Genomic DNA, 19,584 nt, shown 5'->3' with positions numbered 1-19,584 from the left:
CGCGGTGTGGCGCGTTTCGTGGCGTGTCCACGGTGGGCAGGGCACATTGGTACCCATGACGTCACCCGCCCACGCGCTCCGGTTCGGCTCCGCCGCCGGCCGCGGCACCCTGCTCGCGGCGATCCTCGCCTCCGGCATGGTCTTCCTCGACAGCACCGTGGTCAACGTGGCGCTGCCCCGGCTCGGCGCCGACCTCGGCGCCACCGTCGCCGGTCTGCAGTGGACCATCAACGGCTACCTGCTGATGCTGGCCGCGTTCGTGCTGCTCGGCGGATCGCTCGGGGACCGGTTCGGCCGCCGCCGGGTGCTGCTCGTCGGGGTGGTCTGGTTCGCGGCCGCGTCCGTCCTCTGCGGCCTCGCGCAGGACACCGGCCAGTTGATCGTCGCCCGCATCCTGCAGGGCGCGGGCGGGGCGCTGCTCACCCCCGGCTCGCTCTCCGTGCTGCAGGCCAGCTTCCACCCGGACGACCGGGGCAAGGCGATCGGCGCCTGGTCCGGGCTGGCCGGGGTGTCCACCGCGCTCGGGCCGCTGCTCGGCGGCTGGCTGATCGACGCGCTCTCCTGGCGGTGGATCTTCTTCATCAACCTGCCGCTGGCGGTCGGGGTGGTGCTGGCGGCGCTGCGCTGGGTGCCGGAGAGCCGGGACGAGAACGCGGCGCGTACCGGGGCGGGGCGCCGCCGGTTCGACGTCACCGGCGCGCTGCTCGGCGCGCTGGCCCTCGGTGGCGTCACCTACGCCCTGGTCGACGCCCCGGCCCGCGGCGTCGGCTCCCCGCCGGTGCTCGTGTCGGCGCTGGTCGGCGTGCTGGCCGCGGTGGCGTTCGTGCTGGTGGAGCGGCGCCGGGGGGAGACCGCGATGCTGCCCACCGGGCTGTTCAGCAGCCGGCTGTTCTCGGTGCTGAACGTCTTCACCGTGGTGGTCTACGCGGCGCTCGGCGGGTTCACCTTCTTCCTCGCCGTCTACCTGCAGAACGTGGTCGGCTGGTCGGCGCTGCGGACCGGCCTGGCGACGGTGCCGATGACCGTGCTGCTCCTGCTCGGCTCGGCCCGAGCCGGCGCGCTGTCGGCGCGGATCGGGCCGCGGCTGCCGCTGACCGTGGGCCCGGTGATCGCCGCCGGTGGCCTGCTGCTGCTGCGCCGGGTCGGTCCCGGCTCGTCGTACTGGGTGGACGTGCTGCCCGGGGTGGCGCTGTTCGGGCTGGGGCTGACCCTGGTGGTGGCCCCGCTGACCGCGTCGGTGCTGGCCGCGGTGGAGGACCGCTTCGCCGGGGTGGCCAGCGGCTTCAACAACGCCGCGTCCCGCGCCGGTGGCCTGTTCGCGGTGGCCGCCCTGCCGCTGCTGGTCGGCTTCTCCGGTGCCGGGTACGAGCAGAAGTCGGCGCTGACCAGCGCGTACCGGGGGTCGCTGCTGTGGTGCGCGGGTGGCCTGCTGGCCGGCGCCCTGATGGCCGCCCTGCTGATCCACCGCCCGCCCCGGGAGTCCCCACCCTCCCAGCCCTGCCACTCCCTACCCGCCTCCACCCCACCCGCCCCCCGCCCCCGCTGAATCGGCCCGGCCCGCTCCCCCCAACCCCTCCTCGCCGATCTAGGGATAGTTGCTGCTAGTTGATCTCCAACAACAGCGATAACCCCTAGATCGACGCAGGAAAGGGGCGGCGGGGAGGGGGAGGGGCGAGGGGGTTAGGCGCGGGCGCGGTTGACGGCGCTGGTGACGGCCTTGATCGAGGCGGTGATGATGTTGGCGTCGGTGCCGACGCCCCAGACGGTGCGGCCGTCGACGTCGCACTCCACGTAGGCGGCGGCCTGGGCGTCGCCGCCGGAGGAGAGCGCGTGCTCGTGGTAGTCGAGCACCCGTACCGCCACGCCCACCGACTGCAGCGCGTTGACGTACGCGTCGATCGGGCCGTTGCCGACCGCGGTGAGCGACCGCTGCGCGCCGGCCAGCCCGACCCGGGCCTCGATCTCGACCTTGCCCTCCGGCGTGCCGATCGTGTAGCCGGTCAGGGTCAGCGCCGGGTCGACCTGGTGGTCGAGCAGGTAGTTGCGGGCGAAGATCTGCCACATGGTGGCCGGGTCGACCTCGCCGCCGTCGTGGTCGGTGACCTGCTGGACCACGCCGGAGAACTCGATCTGCAGCCGGCGCGGCAGATCCAGTTGGTGCTCGGACTTCATGATGTACGCGACGCCGCCCTTGCCGGACTGCGAGTTGACCCGAATGACCGCCTCGTACGTGCGGCCGAGGTCCTTCGGGTCGATGGGGAGATACGGCACGGCCCAGGTCTGCTCGTCGACCGGCACCCCGGCCGCCGCCGCGTCCACCGCGAGCGCGTCGAAGCCCTTCTTGATGGCGTCCTGGTGGGAGCCGGAGAAGGCGGTGTAGACCAGGTCCCCGGCGTACGGGTGGCGTTCGTGCACCGGCAGCTGGTTGCAGTACTCGACGGCCCGCCTGACCTCGTCGATGTTGGAGAAGTCGATCATCGGGTCGATGCCCTGGGAGAAGAGGTTCAGCCCCAGCGTGACCAGGTCGACGTTGCCGGTGCGTTCGCCGTTGCCGAACAGGCAGCCCTCGATCCGGTCCGCGCCGGCCAGCAGGCCCAGCTCGGCGGCGGCCACCCCGGTGCCCCGGTCGTTGTGCGGGTGCAGGCTCAGCACCAGGCTGTCCCGGCGGGGCAGGTGGCGGTGCATCCACTCGATCGAGTCGGCGTACACGTTGGGGGTGGCCATCTCGACGGTGGCCGGCAGGTTGACGATCAGCTTGCGGTCCGGGGTGGGGTCGACCACCTCGATCACCTTGGCGCAGACCTCCAGCGCGTACTCCAGCTCGGTGCCGGTGTACGACTCGGGGGAGTACTCGTAGAAGATCTCGGTGTCCGGGGTGTGGATCTCGGCGTACTTCTGGCAGAGCCGCGCGCCCTGGGTGGCGATGTCGGTGATGCCGTCCCGGTCCAGGCCGAACACCACCCGGCGCTGCAGCGTCGAGGTCGAGTTGTAGAAGTGCACGATGGCCCGCTTCGCGCCGCGCAGCGACTCGAAGGTCCGCTCGATCAGGTGCTCCCGGCACTGGGTGAGCACCTGGACGGTGACGTCGTCGGGGATCAGGTCCTGCTCGATCAGCTGCCGGACGAAGTCGAAGTCGGTCTGGCTGGCCGACGGGAAGCCGACCTCGATCTCCTTGTAGCCCATCTGCACCAGCAGCTGGAACATCCGGCGCTTGCGCTCGGGGGACATCGGGTCGATCAGGGCCTGGTTGCCGTCGCGCAGGTCGACCGCGCACCAGCGCGGCGCCGCGTCGATGTGCCGGGTGGGCCAGGCGCGGTCCGGCAGGTCGACCCGGAACTGCTCGCGGTACGGCTGGTAGCGGCGGAACGGCATCCGGCTGGGTCGCTGCCGGGCGATCGGATCGGTCTCGGGGTCGGTGGCGGGTTGAGCCATCTCGGAGTGCTCCCTGGGAACATGTGGCGTCAGCAGATCGGAAGGTGTCGGCGCGGTGCCGGGCGGCGATGCCCGGGGGCCGATGGGAGGTTCGGATGTGCTGGACGGCGCGGTTCGACTCCGCGACGAGGTGCCGGCCGGTCAGGCCTCGTCGCGGCGACCAAGGAGAAGGTACGCCCGCCACATGACAGGGCCACTCTACGTGGTGGGACAGACGGTGGGAAGGCCGGTCCGGACTATGGGACTGGAGTCACCGCCGGCTCCGCGGGCCGGGAACCGAGCCTCGGTGTCCTCTCCGCCCAGGCCACGGTGGGCACGATCGCCAGCCCCACCAGCACGAAGATCGCTGCCGTCGGGTACCAGCCCCAGCCGCCGGTGGTCACCCCGAGCGCGGTCAGGCCCGCCGGGGCGACCAGGTACTGCACCTGCTCACCGAGCCGCAGCGCCCCCACGTACGCGCCGCGTTGGTCATCCGGTGGAAGGGTGGCGGTGAGCCCCCAGGTGCCCGCCGACTCGATCAGCTCGGCCAGGATCAGCAGCGTCGCGGCGGCCACCAGCACCACCACGGTGAGCGCCCCCCGGGTGACCCCGGAGATAGGCAGGACCAGACAGGCCAGGGCGATCAGCACGCCCCCGCGGCGGGAGGCCCGCGCCGCGCCCGCGGCGGTGTCGGCGCCTCGGCTGACGAGTACCTGGAGCAGCACGATCAGAACCGTGTTGAGCAGCACCAGGGCGGCGATCACGGTCTTCGGGGCGTCGGTGTGGGTGAGGATCCAGAGCGGCATGACCGTCAGGTAGAGCACCCCGTGCGCGGTGAGCAGCCCGGACAGCAGGGACACCGCCATGAACGGCCGGTCCCGCAGTACGGCGAGCCGACCCATCGGCTCCACCGGCCGGACCACCTGCGGCAGCCGGGGCAGTCGTCGTACGAAGAGGGCCGTCACCAGGATCACCGCCGCGATGAACCAGACCATTCCCCGGTACGCCTCGATCGTGTCCACCGCCAGCACCAGACCGCTGATCACCGCCCCCAGCCCGAAGCCGACGTTCAACGACGAGCGCTGGTAGGCCATCGCCGTGACCCGTTCGGCCGGGGCGAGCGCGTTGATCGAGTAGACCTGCCGGGCCACACCGGTCGACGCGTCCACCGCCGCCAGCGCCACCACCACGGCGAGGAAGCTCACGAAGCCGCCCACGAACGGGTACGACGCGAAGAGCGCCGCGTCCAGCACCAGCCCGACCACCCAGACCCGCTGCGGCCCGTACCGGTCGGTGAGCCCGCCCAGCGGCACGGTGCCGAGCAGCGACACCCCCGCCGCGATGGACAGGCCGAGGCCGACCTGGGCCGCGCTGAGCCCCAGCGCCCGGGTGAAGAAGACGGCGCTGCCGGCGTGGAACAGGCCGCTGCCGACGGCGTAGATCATGGCCTGCACCGCCAGCGCGCGGGTCAGCCCGGCCGGCGGTACGACGTTTCGGACGGCTGTTCCGATGGTGTCTCTGGCCCCCATGACAGGGGATTCAAGCGGGCCCCACGAGATCGGTCGAGCCTTTTAGGCTGGACCGAATCCTGCTCTGGGAGATGCTCAGGCGAGCAGCAGGTCGGCGACCGGCCGGCGGTGCCGCAGGCCGGTCTCCCGGGCGCGCAGCTCGGTCGGCAGGGCGAACGGATCCCCGAGCCGGCCGACGGCGGCGACCACCAGCGGTCGGACGCCGTCGGGCAGGTCGAGTTCGGTGGCGAGGCCGGCCTGGTCAAAGCGGGTGAGCTGGTGTACGTGCAGGCCGAGCGCGGTGGCCTGAAGTGTCAGGTGTGCCATCGCCTGGCCGAGGTCGTACGCGGCCCGCTCGGGGTCACCGCCGGTGTGCGCGCCGACGACCAGGGTCGCGGCGTGCCGGACCCAACACTGGTCGTCGTCCGGGACATTGATCAGGATTCGTTTCCAGTTGTCGTCGTCGCGGTGGCCGAGGGCGAACCGCCAGGGCTGTCCGTTGTCCGCCGACGGGGCCCACCGCGCGGCTTCCAGCAGCGAGGCCGCTTCGTCCGGGGTCAGTGCGGCGCTCGGGTCGAAGGCCCGGGGGCTCCAGCGAAAAGCGAGCAGCGGAGTCAGGTCAGCCATGTCGTAATGGTGCTTTAGGGGTGATTAATCGCCTTGAGTGGGCCTGGCGAATGTGGGCAAGAGCACCCGTAACGGGGCGAAGCTCAGGACGTTGGTGTCGGGTCGGCAGCCGGTGGCTCCGTCGACGCGACCGGGGCGGCCAGCGTGGCGGTGGCCGGGGCGGGCCCGGGCGGCCCGGTCAGCGCCAGCGTGCCGAAGGCGCCCCGCGCCCAGGTCGGTGTGCCGTCCGGGAGGAAGCAGTAGATCCCAGGGTCCAGCGGTGGGCGTACCGAGGCGGAGGTGGTCTCCACCGCGTAGCAGCTCCCGGTGGCCCCGGGCGGCGGCGCGGCAACCGACACCGACAGCGGGGCGAGCCGGTCGGTGAGCACGGTCAACCAGTCGGTGAACGGGTGCTGCACCCGGGGGTCGAGCCGCCCGGGCAGCACGGCGTCCCGGTCGCCGACCCGTACGCAGCCGGCCTGGTCGGGCACGCCGATCGGGTCCGGCGCACCGCTCGGATCGGGCGAGCCCGCGGGGTCGGGCGCGCCGGCCGGCGACGGGCCGCATCGGAAGAGGCCGTCCGTGGTGGCCGCCACCGAAGCGCCGCCCGGGACGTCCACCCGCCAGCTGCCGTCGCTCGCCCGGGTCACCACCACCTCCCCCGCCGGGCTGTCGGGCCCGGTCAGGGCGTACCGGGCGGTCAGGTGCCGGTCCCGGGCGGCCGCGGCCAGCGCGGCCAGCCCGTCCCGGGCCGCGTCCGCCGGGGCGGCGGCGCCCGGTTCCGGCGGGATGCCGCTCGGCGTCGGCCGCGCGGCCGTGCAGGCGGCGAGCAGGAGCGCCGGGGCGATCACGGCCACCGTCACGGACAGCCGGTGCGCCGGACGCGAGTGGGCATGCACCGGGACATTCTGCGCCGATCTCGCCGGATGGCCCCGCCGCTCCCGGACGGCGTGTCGGATCGGCCTGCCGGTTCCCGGTGGCGGGAGGGCGGCTGAGCTGCTGCTTCCGGCCGGCCCAAGGGCGGCTCGGACGCCGGATGGTGGGATCACCCGACCCGGCCTCGCGTACCGACCGATACCCTAAGGTCGTCTGACACGCGCCGCCGGACCTCGACGCCCGGCGGCGTCGGCACGCTCAGGGTCGTCGCTGGGAGGGAGTGCACACTCGTGGCACTCGTGGTGCAGAAGTACGGCGGGTCCTCCGTCGCCAACGCCGAGCGGATCAAGCGGGTGGCCGAGCGCATCGTCGCCGCCCGCAAGGCCGGCGACGACGTGGTGGTGGTGGTCTCCGCGATGGGCGACACCACCGACGAGCTGCTCGACCTGGCAAACCAGGTCAGCCCGCTGCCGCCGGGCCGCGAGCTGGACATGCTGCTCACCGCCGGCGAGCGGATCTCGATGGCCCTGCTGGCCATGGCCATCCACAACCTGGGGTACGAGGCCCGCTCGTTCACCGGCTCGCAGGCCGGCGTGATCACCACCTCGGTGCACGGCCGGGCGCGGATCATCGACGTCACGCCCGGCCGCCTCAAGGGCGCGCTGGACGAGGGCTCGGTGGTGATCGTCGCCGGCTTCCAGGGTGTCTCGCAGGACACCAAGGACGTCACCACCCTCGGCCGGGGCGGCTCGGACACCACCGCCGTGGCGCTCGCCGCCGCGCTGGACGCCGACGTCTGCGAGATCTACACCGACGTGGACGGCATCTTCTCCGCCGACCCGCGGATCGTGCCGAACGCCCGGCACATCAAGCACATCACCTACGAGGAGATGTTGGAGCTGGCCGCCTGCGGCGCCAAGGTGCTGCACCTGCGCAGCGTGGAGTACGCGCGGCGCGCGGGGTTGCCGATCCACGTCCGTTCGTCATACTCGACCAACACCGGCACCATGGTCACCGGATCGATGGAGGACCTTCCCGTGGAACAGGCACTGATCACCGGGGTCGCCCACGACCGCAGCGAAGCCAAGATCACGATCGTCGGGGTGCCCGACGAGCCGGGCGCGGCGGCGCGGATCTTCGACACCGTGGCCGGTGCCGAGATCAACATCGACATGATCGTGCAGAACGTCTCCACCGAGGGCACCGGCCGGACGGACATCTCGTTCACCCTGCCCAAGACCGACGGGCCGGTCGCGATGAGCGCGCTCAGCAAGATCCAGGAGACGGTCAAGTTCAAGGGCCTGCTCTACGACGACCACGTGGGCAAGGTGTCGCTGATCGGCGCCGGCATGCGCTCCCACCCGGGCGTCGCGGCCGGCTTCTTCGCCGCCCTCGGCGGGGCCGGTGTCAACATCGAGATGATCTCCACCTCGGAGATCCGGGTCTCGGTGGTCTGCCGGGACACCGACCTCGACAAGGCCGTCCGGGCCATCCACGACCAGTTCGAGCTGGGCGGCGACTCCGAGGCCGTGGTCTACGCCGGGACGGGACGGTAGCGCCCGTGCCGGCGCTGCCCACCCTGGCCGTGGTCGGGGCGACCGGTGCCGTCGGCACCGTCATGTGCCAGCTGCTCTCCTCCCGGCGCAACGTCTGGGGCGAGATCCGGCTGCTCGCCTCTGAGCGGTCGGTCGGTCGTACCGTGCGCTGCCGCGGTGAGGAGCTGACCGTCCGGGCGCTCACCCCGGAGGCGTTCGACGGCGTCGACGTGGCCATGTTCGACGTGCCGGATGACGTCTCCGCCGAGTGGGCGCCGGCCGCGGTGGCCCGCGGCGCGGTCGCGGTAGACAACTCCGGCGCCTTCCGGATGGACCGGGACGTCCCGCTGGTCGTCCCCGAGATCAACCCCGAGCAGGCACGTCACCGGCCGAAGGGGATCGTCGCCAACGCGAACTGCACCACCCTCGCGATGATCGTGGCGATCGCCCCGCTGCACCGCGAGTACGGGCTGCGCGAGCTGGTGCTCGCCTCGTACCAGGCGGCGTCCGGGGCCGGGCAGGCCGGGGTGGACGCGCTGCACCAGCAGCTCGGCAAGATCGCCGGGGACCGGGTGCTGGGCTCCCGGCCGGGCGACGTACGGCAGGCCGTCGGCGACGATCTCGGCCCGTTCCCCGCCCCGCTGGCGCTCAACGTGGTGCCCTGGGCCGGGTCCCTCGCCGACGCTGGTTGGTCGTCGGAGGAGATGAAGGTCCGCAACGAGTCCCGCAAGATCCTCGGGCTGCCCGACCTGAAGGTCTCCGCGACCTGCGTACGGGTGCCGGTGGTGACCGGCCACTCGGTGGCGGTGCACGCGGTCTTCGGCACCGAGGTGGACGCGGAGGGCGCCCGCGAGGTGCTGCGCAACGCCCCGGGCGTGATCCTGGTCGACGACCCCGCGGCCGGCGAGTTCCCCATGCCGATCGACGCGGTCGGCACCGACCCGTCCTGGGTCGGCCGGATCCGCCGCGCGCTGGACGACCCCCGCGCCCTGGACCTCTTCGTCACCGGCGACAACCTGCGCAAGGGCGCCGCCCTGAACACCGCGCAGATCGCCGAGCTGCTCGCCAAGGAGATCACCGCCCGCTGACCGGTCGGCCGGGCTGACCGCTTGTCCGGCCGCGCCGGCCGGCCGGGGTGTTCGGCCGTGCCCGCGGCCCCGGGGTGGGTCAGGGCGCGCCCGCGGCCCGGGTGGGTCAGGCCGCGGCGAGGTGGACGGCGTTGCGGCCCCGGCGTTTTACCTGGTAGAGCGCCTGGTCGGCGCGGTGCAGGGTGCGCTCGGCCGGCTCGCCGGGCAGCGGCAGCGCCACGCCCACGCTGATCGTCCGGCCCGTCCGCCGGGCGGCCGCGCTGAGCCGCTCGGCGATCCGCACCGCCTCCTCGGGGCGGCTCACCTCGATCACCGCGACGAACTCGTCGCCGCCGGTGCGGTAGAGCTCGTCGCCGTGCCGCAGCGCCCCCTCCAGCGCCCGGGCCAGGCCGACCAGCAGCCGATCGCCGGCCTGGTGGCCGTACGTATCGTTGACGGTCTTGAAGTCGTCCACGTCGATGGCGAGCAGGGCGGTACGCCCCGGCGTGGCCGCCGCGAGCCGCCGGCCGAACGGGCCGGTGTGCCGCAGCCCGGTGAGCGGGTCGGAGCTGGCCTGCTCGCGCAGCCGGGCGAGGGTGCGCAGCCGGTCCAGCGCCCCCCACGCCTGCCCGGCGAGCAGCTCGATCAGGTTGACGGTGGTCGGGTCCGGCCGCAGCAGCCGCTCGTCGGCGACCAGCAACAGCCCGCCGGAGTCGGGCGGCCCGACCGGCACCGAGACGAGGGTGCGCGCCCCGGCCCGGGCCAGCGGGCGGTACTCGTCGGTGGGCGGGTGCCCCGCCTCGCCCAGCGTGTACGCCGAGCCCTGCCGGTGCGCGCCGGCGATCATCCGCCCGAGCGGGCCGGCGCCGGCGGCGGTCAGCTCGGCCCGGATTCGGCACTCCAGCTCGCCGGGCGTGTCGGTGGGCGCACCGAGCCGCGGCCCCTGCCGGCCGGCCAGCACCAGCACGGCGGCGGAGAGGGTGGACACGTCCCGGGCCGCGCCGATCGCCGCGGTCATCAGATCCCACTCGGTGGGCGCGGAGGTCAGTGCGGTGGCGTGCCGCAGCAGCTTCTCGCTGCGGCTCTCGGCCGGCGGCCCGCCCAGCGCGGTGATCCGCGCCGCCAGCCGCTCGGCGAGGCGGTCGGCGGCGGCCCGCCAGCGGTCCAGCTCGGCCGGCTCGCTCCACTGCAGGTCGAGCACGCCGATCGATTCGCCCGTCGGGCCGCGCAGCGGTACGCAGACCTCGGCGGTCACATCGGGGCGTACCGGCAGGTAGTCGGGGTCGTCGGCGACGGCCGGCACGGTCGCGCCCACGCCGGCGGCGTGCACCCGGCCGACGATGCCGGACTTCGGCGGCACGGTGGAGAAGACCTGCCAGGCACCGGTCGCCGCGACGCAGCGCAGCCGGTCGTGCACCTGCAGCAGGACGGAGATCGTGGCGGGGGCGTACCGGGCGAGGGTGGTCACGGTCCACTGGCAGGCCTCGACGGCGGTCGACGCCATCGGCAGGCGGACCGTGACGTCCCGGACGACTCGCTCGTGATCCACGTCTTTCCTGGTGGGGGAGGCCCGGTCGAGGCCGGGGCTGCGATCAAGGGTAGCTCCGCCGCGCCGACCGCCCGGCCGTTCGTACACATGTTTCATCCACAGGCTGTGGACGGGTCTTCATGCGCACGACATGTTGGGCTGGCCCGAACGTCCGGCGCGGGTCATCCCGCGTATCCATTGATCTGGTCGACTCCACCCGTCGACCGGCGGTAGGGGGAGATGAGAGGCTGTTCCCCGACCGGAGCGGCGCCCCCGATCGCCGCACCCCGATCGACCCCTGTCTCGGCACGGATCAGGGTTTCCGGGCGAACCGTCGCCCGCGAGCGTCCCCCGCCGAACCTCACGAGGAGTTCCATGTCCGTCACCGGGATGCGCAGGGCCGCCATCGGCCTGACCGCACTCGCCACGGCCGCGCTCGGCGCGGTCGCCGTCAACCCGAGCGCGGCTGACGCCGGCCCCAAGCCGGTCGACGTCCAGCTGCTCGCCATCAACGACCTGCACGGCAACCTGGAGCCGCCGTCCGGCTCCAGCGGCACCATCGCCGGCCAGCCGGCCGGTGGCGTCGAGTACCTCGCCACCCAGCTGGCGCAGCTGCGCAAGGACGCCAAGAAGAAGAACACCATCACCGTCGCCGCCGGCGACCTGATCGGCGCCTCGCCGCTGCTGTCCGCCGCGTTCCACGACGAGCCGACCATCGAGTCGCTCAACCTGGCCGGGCTGGACTTCGCCAGCGTCGGCAACCACGAGTTCGACGAGGGCGCGGCCGAGCTGCTGCGGATCCAGAACGGTGGCTGCCACCCGGTCGACGGCTGCGCCGACGGCACCCCGTACAAGGGCGCCGACTTCCAGTACCTGTCGGCCAACGCGTTCAAGACCGCGACCGGCAAGCCGCTGCTGCCGCCGTACGCGGTGAAGAAGGTTCAGGGCGTCAAGGTCGGCTTCATCGGGATGACCCTGGAGGGCACCCCGGAGATCGTCAGCCAGCAGGGCGTCGCCGGCCTCAGCTTCGCCGACGAGGCGGACACCGCCAACAGGTACGCCCGCATCCTGCGCAAGCAGGGCGTGCAGACCATCGTCGTGCTGCTGCACGAGGGTGGCGTGCAGACCACCGGCACCGACATCAACGGCTGCGCCGGCTTCAGCGGCCCGATCGTCGACATCGTCAACCGGATGGACCCGTCCATCGACGCGGTGGTCAGCGGGCACACCCACCAGGCGTACAACTGCGAGGTCAACGGCAAGCTGGTCACCAGCGCCAGCTCCTTCGGCCGCCTGGTCACCGACATCGACCTGAAGATCGACCGGAGGAGCGGTGACGTGCTCAGCGCCACCGCGAACAACGTGGTGGTCAACCGGAACGTCGCCAAGGACCCGGCGCAGAGCGCGCTGATCGACCGGTACAAGACCGCGCTCGGCCCGGTCGCCACCAAGGTCGTCGGCCAGACCACCGCGCCGATCACCCGCGCCCAGGAGACCCTCTTCGGTACGGCGCTGGGCGAGTCCGCGCTCGGCAACGTGATCGCCGACGCGCAGCTGGCCGCCACCGACAACGAGCAGAACGCGGTCGCCGCGTTCATGAACCCCGGCGGCGTCCGGGCCGACCTCGACGCCGGCCCGGTCACCTACGAGGAGGCCTTCACCGTTCAGCCGTTCGCCAACAACCTGGTGACGCTGGACCTGACCGGCGCGCAGGTCTACTGCATGCTGGAGCAGCAGTTCGTCGCCGGCCGGACGCTCTACCCGTCCGCCACCGTCCGCTACACGGTCGACCCGAACGGCAGCACCGGCACCACCGCCGACCCGTGCGGCGGCACCCGGGTGGTCCGCGGCAGCCTGACCCTGGGCGGCACCGCGGTCACCGACGCCGGCACCTACCGGATCACGGTGAACAACTTCCTCGCCGGCGGCGGGGACGGCTTCACCGTCCTCAAGGGCGGCACCAACGCGGTCACCGGCAGCATCGACCTGGACGCGTTCGTGGCGTACCTGACCGCGAACTCGCCGGTCTCCGCCCCGGCGCTGGACCGGATCCGCACCACCGCCGAGGTCCCCGCCGCCTGACGGCAGACCCCGCGCGTCACGGGCCCCGGAGCAGCTGCTCCGGGGCCCGTCCCGTCAGACGTGGGCGGGCCGGGGCTCGGGCGCCTGCGTCGGGCGACCGTCGTGGGCGTGGGTGAGCAGTCTGCCATGCTGGGCCGGTGACCGTGACCTGGCGACACCTGCCCGCACCGGCCCGCGAGATCGCGGCGGCGGCGACCGAGGCGGTGGAGGCCGCGCGGAGCCGCGACGACGAGGCGTACGCCCCGGCGGTGGCCCGGCTCGCCACCGCCGAACGGTCCGGCCTGGTCCTCGGCGCGGTGGTACGGCTGCTGCTGGAGCAGACCCACCCCGACGGGCTGGACGGCGACGACGTCCGGCAGGTGCTGGAACGCTGCGTCCGCTCGGCCGCCGCCTGGCGGCCGGGCGTCGACCCGCACGTGGTGCTGGTGCTGCTGGCCGGTGCGCTCGGCGTCTACGACCCGGGCGACGACGACGCCCCGCCCGGGCCGGCGGCGGTCGCCGCGCACGGGCCGCTGCTCGTCGCCGACCTGCTGCCGGCGGGCGGCCGGCCGTTGGCGCCCTACCTCGATGCGGCGTTCGCCGAGATCGCACGCACCGAGCGGCAGGACTGACCGGTCACGGGCTGGCGGCGAGAAAGACGAACGCGGCGAGCAGCACCAGGTGCACCCCGCCCTGCAGCACGGTGGCCCGGCCCGGCACGACGGTGAGCACCCCGGTGACCGCGGTCAGCGCCAGCAGGCTGAGCTGGGTGCCGCCGAGGCCGAGCAGCAGCGGCCCGTCCAGCCAGATCGAGGCGATCGCGATCGCCGGGATGGTCAGGCCGATGCTGGCCATCGCGGAACCGAGGGCCAGGTTCAGGCTGATCTGCACCCGGCCGCGGCGGGCCGCCCGGGCCGCCGCCAGGGTCTCCGGTAGCAGCACCAGCAGCGCGATGACCACCCCGACGAAGGCCTGCGGCAGGCCGGCGCCGGCCACCCCCGCCTCGATCGCCGGCGACACGGTCTTGGCCAACCCCACCACCGCGACCAGCGAGACGACCAGCAACCCGAGGCTGGCCAGCGCGGTACGTGTCGACGGCGGGTCGGCGTGCCCGTCGCCGTCGGCGTCCGGCGCACCGCCGCCGTCCTCCACCGGGAGGAAGTAGTCCCGGTGTCGACCCGTCTGCACCAGCACGAACAGCCCGTACAGGGCGAGCGAGGCGACCGCCGCGAAGGCCAGCTGGTCGGGGGAGAACTCGGGGCCGGGCCGGCTGGTGGTGAACGTCGGCACCACCAGGCTCAGCGTGGCCAGGGTGGCGACCGTGGCCAGCGCACCGCCGGTGCCCTCCGGGTTGAACTCCGCCACCCCACGACGCAGCGCGCCGAGCAGCAGCGACAACCCGAGGATGCCGTTGCAGGTGATCATGACGGCGGCGAAGACGGTGTCCCGCGCCAGCGCCTGGGTCTTGTCGCCGCCGCTGATCATCAGCGTGACGATCAGCGCCACCTCGATCACGGTGACCGCGACCGCCAGCACCAGTGAGCCGTACGGCTCGCCGACCTTGTGGGCGACCACCTCGGCGTGGTGGACGGCCGCGAGCACCGCGCCGGCCAGGAACACCGCCGCCACGGCCACCACCACGCCCGGCAGGTCGCGACCCCAGGTGAGGACCAGCAGTACGACCGCGAGGACGGGTACGACGAAGGTCCAGTCGGTCAGGCGGGATCGGATCAGCGCGGTCATCTACCAATCCTGCCAGAGGATCGCCCGGACGCCTCGGATCGATCTAACGGGTGGCCGTTCGGTCACTGCCCACCGGCTGCGCCCGTGGATAGGATTCGGCGGCCTGACATTGAAGATCACGGGGGTTGTCGATGGTGGCTGGACGAACGTTCGCGCGTGTCGCGGCGGTGCCGCTGCTCGGTTTCGGGGTCCTGGTCTGTCCGACGTCGCCCGCCGGGGCGGCCGGACCCGCCGAACCGCCGGCCGCCGCGCCGGCGTCGGTGGCCGCCGCGTCCCTGCCGGAGCTGCACGTGAGCAGCGGCACCTGCACGTCGGCCGGCGACGGCAGCCCCGGCGCCCCGTTCTGCACCATCTCGGCGGCGGCCACGGTGGCGCAGCCCGGGCAGACCGTGCTGGTGCGACCCGGCAACTACCCGGAGTCGGTCCGGCTGACCCGCTCGGGCACCGCGGACGCGCCGATCACCTTCCGGGCGGTGAACGGACCGGACCTCGCCGCCATGGCGAGGGTGGGCAGGCCGCGCGGCGGCACCGGGACCGAGAACGCGTTCACCCTCACCGGCGTGCACGACGTGGTGATCGAAGGGTTCAACGTCGGGGGACAGGAGCGGGCCGAGGGCATCCTCGTCGACCGCTCGTCCCGGATCACGCTCGACTCCCTGATCGCCTTTGGGTGGGATACGACCCCGGCCGTGCGCGTCGGTGGGGGATCCGTGGACGTCACCGTGAGTCGGACCGAGTTCTTCCACCAGGGCGGACTGGTGGTCAACGGCGGCGCGACGGGAGTGGTAGTCACCGCGAACACCTTCCGGCAGAACGGGCTCTTCGTCCAGGACGGCCCGGGCACCAGAATCGTCGGCAACACCTTCCGCACCGAGTGCACCCAGGCGGTGGACATCATCGGCACCTCACCCGGGGCCGTCGTCCGCAACAACATCGTCCAGACCGCCTCCGGCCCGGAACTCGACCCGTCCGACTGCGGCGTCATCGACGACGCGACGGGCATCGCGGTGTCCGCGCAGAGCACGCCGGGAACCGTCGCCGACTACAACCTCATCGACCCGTCGAGCGGCGCGGCGCTGTACCGCTGGGCCGGGGTGGAGCACCGGGATCTCGCCGCGTTCGTCTCCGCCACCGGGCAGGGTGGCCACGACATCGCCGCCAATCCCCGACTCGTCGAGACGGTCTGGAACCCCAGCACTCGGGGCTACTACGTGCCGGACTCCGCCTCACCGGCCATCGACTCGGCCGACCCCACCGCCGTCGGCGCCTCCCGCACGGACATGCTGGGCAACCCGCACACGGACCACCCGGACGTGGCGAACTCCGGCGCCAGCTACCACGATCGCGGTGCGGTCGAGGTTCAGGGACCGGTGACGGTGAAGCAGACCCCGGCCCACCGCACGGTGGGCGGCACCTCCACCGACGTCGCGGTCGGCCTGACCGTGACCCCCCGGTGGACGACGGACGGGCCGATCGGGACGGTTGCCCGGAGGTGGAGTGACGAGTCGTACTGGCAGGTCGGTCCGCCCGGCAACGCGGAGCACCAGTTCCGGCGGGCGGGCAAGGTCTGCGAGACCCACGAGATGAGCCTGAACGGCTTCCGTCGGCCGTCCGGTATCACCCGGACCGAGACCTGCACGGTCGTCGGTGCCACCTACACCGCACTGTCACCGATGCGCGTGCTCGACACCCGGGCCGCGATCGGCGTCGGCGGCACGACGCCCGTGCCGGCGAACTCCGAGATCGTGCTGTCCCTGCCCCAGGTGGGCGGGGTGCCGGCCGCCGACATCACCGCGGTGGTGCTGAACCTCACGGTGACCGGGCCGACAACGGCCGGCTTCCTGCGGGTCTGGCCCGACGGCGCCGCGTTGCCGGACGTCTCCAACCTCAACTTCGTGGCCGGTGAGACGGTGCCCAACCTGGTCACCGTGCCGACGTCGAACGGCCGGCTGCGGATCCGCAACACCGGCGGCGGCACCGCACACGTGGTCGCCGACCTGCAAGGCTTCTACGCCACCGGCGGGTCGGGATTCCGGGCGGTGACCCCGAGCAGGGTGCTGGACACCCGCGGCGCCGGGCAGACCGCCTTCCCCGCCAACGTCTCCCGGACGCTCGACCTGACCGGCCGCGTCCCGGCGGGAACGCGAGCAGCCGTCCTCAACGTCACGGTGACCCGGCCGACGGCCAGTGGTGTGCTGAAGGTCTATCCGGCCGGCTCGGCGGTGCCGACCGCCTCCAGCCTGAACTTCGTGGCCGGCCAGACCATCCCCAACCTGGTCATCGTGCCGGTGGTGAACGGCCGGGTGGCCATCCACAACCAGAGCGCCGGCAGCACGCACCTGGTGGTCGACCTCGCCGGCTGGTTCGGCCCGGCCGCTTCGGACTCGTTCGTGCCGTACGGGCCGGAGCGGATTCAGGACACCAGGGCCGGGGGCCAGCCGATGGGCCCGTGGACCCACTACGGGCTGCTGCCCCGCTACCTCCACCTGGGCCTGTCGGCTGCGGCGAAGCCGAGCGCGGTGGTGGCGAACGTGACCGTCACCGGGCCGACCGCGGCGGGTGTGCTGAACCTCCGCCCCAACGGCGCGGACGTGCCGACCGCCTCGAACCTCAACTTCGTCGCGGGCGAGACCGCCACGAACCTGGTGATGGTAGGAGTCGGAGAGGGCGACCAGGCGGTCATCCACAACGGCAGCTCCGGCCGGACGCACGTGATCGTCGACCAGTCGGGCTATTTCATTCCGCCTGCCTCCTGACACCTCGTACGCCCGGAGCCGGCGTCTCCCGCGACCAGCGGGCGGCGCCGGCTCCGGCCGTTTTCGGTTGAGTCGGCCGACGCGGGGTACGGATTCCTCGACGATGGCAGATCCCTCCGCTCGGAGGTTCGACCGGAACGAGGAGGATTGTCGTGACCACCAAGGTCGACAAGTCGATCGAAGTTGGCGTGCCGGTGAGCACCGCCTACAACCAGTGGACGCAGTTCGAGCAGTTCCCCCAGTTCATGGGCGGTGTCGAGGAGGTGCGCCAGCTCGACGACCAGCGGCTGCACTGGGTCGCCCAGATCGCCGGGGTCAAGCGCGAGTGGGACGCCCGGGTGCTGGAGCAGGTGCCCGACCAGAAGGTGGCCTGGGCGGCCACCGAGGGCGCCACGAACGCCGGTGCGGTCTACTTCCAGCCCGTCGGCGCCGACCGCACGATGGTCCGGCTGCACCTGGAGTACGAGCCGGAGGGCCTGGTCGAGAAGGCCGGCGACAAGTTGAACATCATCGAGAAGCAGGCCGAGTCGGACCTGGATAAGTTCAAGAGCTTCATCGAGTCCCGGGGCGTCGAGAGCGGCGCCTGGCGCGGCTCCGTCGGTGCGGGGCACGGGGTCGGCACCCCGGGGGTGGAGCACGCCGCCGCCGCGACCGCCGCTGCCGCCGGGGCCAAGCACCGCTCCGGCGACGACGACCGCACCGACGGCACCACCGAGACGGAGTACGTGGTGACCGAGGTGGTCCCCGAGCCGTGTACCGAGCCGTACCCGGGCGGGTCGGTCAGCGAGCCGAACCGACCGCTCTAGACGTACCTCGTCCGCGGGCCCGGCCACCGACTCGTCGGCGGCCGGGCCCGCGTGCGTCGCCCGCCGCGGCCTTAACCGAAACCAATGGTTCTCTTAGCGACACCACTGAATGTCCCGCCGTACGGTCAGGCGGTCATATCCACTCGGGACACGGGGCCCAGGAGGACATCCAGTGGTCAAACGCACACTCGCCCGGTTCGTCGTCGCGTGCACGGGGGTGGTCGCGCTGCTCGCCACGGGGGCGACCGCCGCGCACGCCGCCGCGCCGGCCAACGACGACTTCGCCACCGCCACGGTGGTGACCAGCCTTCCCTACACCACGACCATCGACACCAGCGACGCCACCTCGGACGGGACCGACCCGACCGAATGCTTCAACAACGGCTCGGTGTGGTTCCGCTACACGCCGAGCGCCGACGCCCGGATCCGGGTCGACACCACCGCCAGTGACTACCGGGCAGTGGTGTCCGCGTGGACCGGGGAGCAGGGTGCGCTGGCTCCGGAGGGCTGCACCGACTACCGCAAGGGCGCGCTCGACCTGCGGGTCACGGCGGGTACGACATACTACCTCATGGTCGGCCTGTGCTGCGGCAACGGCGCCGACGGTGGCGGTTCGCTGAACCTCTCCGTCACTGAGGTCGTGCCGCCGGTAAACGACGCGTTCGACGACGCGTCGACCGTGGCCGCACTGCCGTACGAGAACCGGCAGGACTTCGCCGCGGCCACCGCACAGGCCGGCGAGCCGACCTCCTGCTTCGCCTCGGGGCACACCGTCTGGTACGCGTACACGCCCACCACCACCCGTACGCTGACCGCCCGCACCGCGCCGGACGGCCTGGGCGTGGCGGTGTACACCGGAACCGCGTTGGGCGGCCTGACGCAGGTCGCCTGCCGTGGGTTGTTCGGCTCCGGCCCGGTCTCCTTCGAGGCCCGGGCCGGCACCACCTACCTGTTCCAGGTCGGGTCCTACTACGACGACCCAGCCACCTTCCAGCTGGACGTGGCGCCGAATCCGGAGGTCGACTTCTTCGTCCCGTTGACCGATCCGAACACGTTCGACAGCAATCCCTTCTACCCCTCGGTAAGCGACCCGGCCGGCCTCGGGGTCACCTCCTTCGCCTGGGATTTCGGCGACGGGACGACCTCCACCGGCCAGTACCCGAACCACCGGTTCACCGCGGACGGCGACTACACCGTCAAGCTGACGGCGGGGACCCCCGACGGGCGGAGCGCGTCAGCCTCGCACACGGTCGCGGTCCGTACCCACGACGTGGCGATCGTCCGGCTGAAGGCGCCGAGCAGCGCCAAGGTCGGGCAGACGGTCAAGGTGCAGGTGGAGCTGCGGAACACCCGGTATCCGGAGGACGTCGAGGTGCAGCTCTCTCGAAGTGATCGGTTCGGCTTCACCCCGGTCGACCTGTCCCGGAAGTTGGTTCCGGTCCTGACGGGTGGCAAGACCACGGTCTTCACCTTCAACTACACCATCACCGAGGAGGACCGGGCGCTCGGCAAGGTCTCCTTCTCGGCGCGGGCGGCCCTGGTGGGGAAGCGGGACGCGCTGCCGGCGGACAACGAACTGATCTCCACCCCGGTCCGGATCAGCTGACCATCGGCCGGCGCCCCTGGATCAGCGACCCCGGGGCGCCGGCCGGGCAGCTCGGTGACAGATCGAAACGGCGAAGGCCCC

13 protein-coding genes and 1 pseudogene are annotated in these 19,584 nt (G+C 72.7%); 8 read left to right on the top strand and 6 right to left on the bottom strand.

All coding sequences use genetic code 11. The features are described 5' to 3' along the window. The first annotated feature begins 55 nt into the window (after positions 1-55). Positions 56-1,546, top strand: coding sequence for an MFS transporter (locus tag ACFY3U_RS16100; protein ID WP_387201407.1), 1,491 nt, complete (start codon positions 56-58; stop codon positions 1,544-1,546). A 134-nt stretch (positions 1,547-1,680) separates the two neighbouring features. Here ACFY3U_RS16100 and leuA read toward each other — a convergent pair whose 3' ends face one another. The 4 genes from leuA to ACFY3U_RS16080 all read right to left on the bottom strand — a co-directional run bounded on the left by leuA (position 1,681) and on the right by ACFY3U_RS16080 (position 6,424). Beyond that, positions 1,681-3,432, bottom strand: coding sequence for a 2-isopropylmalate synthase (gene leuA / locus ACFY3U_RS16095; protein ID WP_387201404.1), 1,752 nt, complete (start codon positions 3,430-3,432; stop codon positions 1,681-1,683). A gap of 236 nt (positions 3,433-3,668) precedes the next feature. Then, positions 3,669-4,940 (bottom strand): MFS transporter, encoded by a 1,272-nt coding sequence (locus tag ACFY3U_RS16090; RefSeq protein WP_387201401.1) that lies wholly within the window; start codon positions 4,938-4,940, stop codon positions 3,669-3,671. A gap of 75 nt (positions 4,941-5,015) precedes the next feature. Then, positions 5,016-5,546 carry a nitroreductase family protein gene (locus ACFY3U_RS16085; RefSeq protein ID WP_387201398.1) on the bottom strand — a complete coding sequence of 177 codons (531 nt, stop codon included), beginning with the start codon at positions 5,544-5,546 and terminating at the stop codon, positions 5,016-5,018. 83 nt (positions 5,547-5,629) lie between these two features. Next, positions 5,630-6,424 carry a hypothetical protein gene (locus ACFY3U_RS16080; protein ID WP_387201395.1) on the bottom strand — a complete coding sequence of 265 codons (795 nt, stop codon included), beginning with the start codon at positions 6,422-6,424 and terminating at the stop codon, positions 5,630-5,632. A 267-nt stretch (positions 6,425-6,691) separates the two neighbouring features. Here ACFY3U_RS16080 and ACFY3U_RS16075 point away from each other — a divergent pair, with 267 nt between their 5' ends. Next, positions 6,692-7,957 (top strand): aspartate kinase, encoded by a 1,266-nt coding sequence (locus ACFY3U_RS16075; protein WP_387201392.1) that lies wholly within the window; start codon positions 6,692-6,694, stop codon positions 7,955-7,957. A 5-nt stretch (positions 7,958-7,962) separates the two neighbouring features. Further along, entirely contained in the window at positions 7,963-9,024 is a 1,062-nt protein-coding gene (locus tag ACFY3U_RS16070) for an aspartate-semialdehyde dehydrogenase (RefSeq protein ID WP_387201389.1), read from the top strand. Between the two features lie 106 nt (positions 9,025-9,130). On the opposite strand, the gene ACFY3U_RS16065 is transcribed toward ACFY3U_RS16070, so the two are convergent. Next, positions 9,131-10,507, bottom strand: a complete 1,377-nt coding sequence (locus tag ACFY3U_RS16065; protein WP_387201536.1) for a diguanylate cyclase — start codon at positions 10,505-10,507, stop codon at positions 9,131-9,133. Between the two features lie 399 nt (positions 10,508-10,906). Here ACFY3U_RS16065 and ACFY3U_RS16060 point away from each other — a divergent pair, with 399 nt between their 5' ends. Together ACFY3U_RS16060 and ACFY3U_RS16055 are read left to right on the top strand one after the other, a co-directional pair. Next, positions 10,907-12,613 carry a bifunctional metallophosphatase/5'-nucleotidase gene (locus ACFY3U_RS16060; RefSeq protein WP_387201386.1) on the top strand — a complete coding sequence of 569 codons (1,707 nt, stop codon included), beginning with the start codon at positions 10,907-10,909 and terminating at the stop codon, positions 12,611-12,613. Positions 12,614-12,750: 137 nt separating this feature from the next. After that, positions 12,751-13,224: a hypothetical protein gene (locus ACFY3U_RS16055; RefSeq protein WP_387201383.1), complete on the top strand. Its 474-nt coding sequence runs from the start codon at positions 12,751-12,753 to the stop codon at positions 13,222-13,224. Positions 13,225-13,228: 4 nt separating this feature from the next. On the opposite strand, the gene ACFY3U_RS16050 is transcribed toward ACFY3U_RS16055, so the two are convergent. Then, positions 13,229-14,335: a calcium:proton antiporter gene (locus ACFY3U_RS16050; RefSeq protein ID WP_387201380.1), complete on the bottom strand. Its 1,107-nt coding sequence runs from the start codon at positions 14,333-14,335 to the stop codon at positions 13,229-13,231. 134 nt (positions 14,336-14,469) lie between these two features. Here ACFY3U_RS16050 and ACFY3U_RS16045 point away from each other — a divergent pair, with 134 nt between their 5' ends. The 3 genes and pseudogenes from ACFY3U_RS16045 (at position 14,470) to ACFY3U_RS16035 (ending at position 19,503) form a co-directional block, all read left to right on the top strand. Continuing rightward, positions 14,470-17,091 carry a right-handed parallel beta-helix repeat-containing protein gene (locus ACFY3U_RS16045; protein ID WP_387201377.1) on the top strand — a complete coding sequence of 874 codons (2,622 nt, stop codon included), beginning with the start codon at positions 14,470-14,472 and terminating at the stop codon, positions 17,089-17,091. 152 nt (positions 17,092-17,243) lie between these two features. After that, positions 17,244-17,690: pseudogene (locus ACFY3U_RS16040) on the top strand (SRPBCC family protein); the annotation flags it as partial. Between the two features lie 379 nt (positions 17,691-18,069). Further along, positions 18,070-19,503, top strand: coding sequence for a PKD domain-containing protein (locus ACFY3U_RS16035; RefSeq protein ID WP_387201374.1), 1,434 nt, complete (start codon positions 18,070-18,072; stop codon positions 19,501-19,503). Positions 19,504-19,584 lie beyond the last annotated feature (81 nt).

The organism is Micromonospora sp. NPDC000089, assembly GCF_042899365.1.
Lineage (GTDB): Bacteria > Actinomycetota > Actinomycetes > Mycobacteriales > Micromonosporaceae > Micromonospora.
This window is presented reverse-complemented; position numbering and strand designations above follow the sequence as displayed.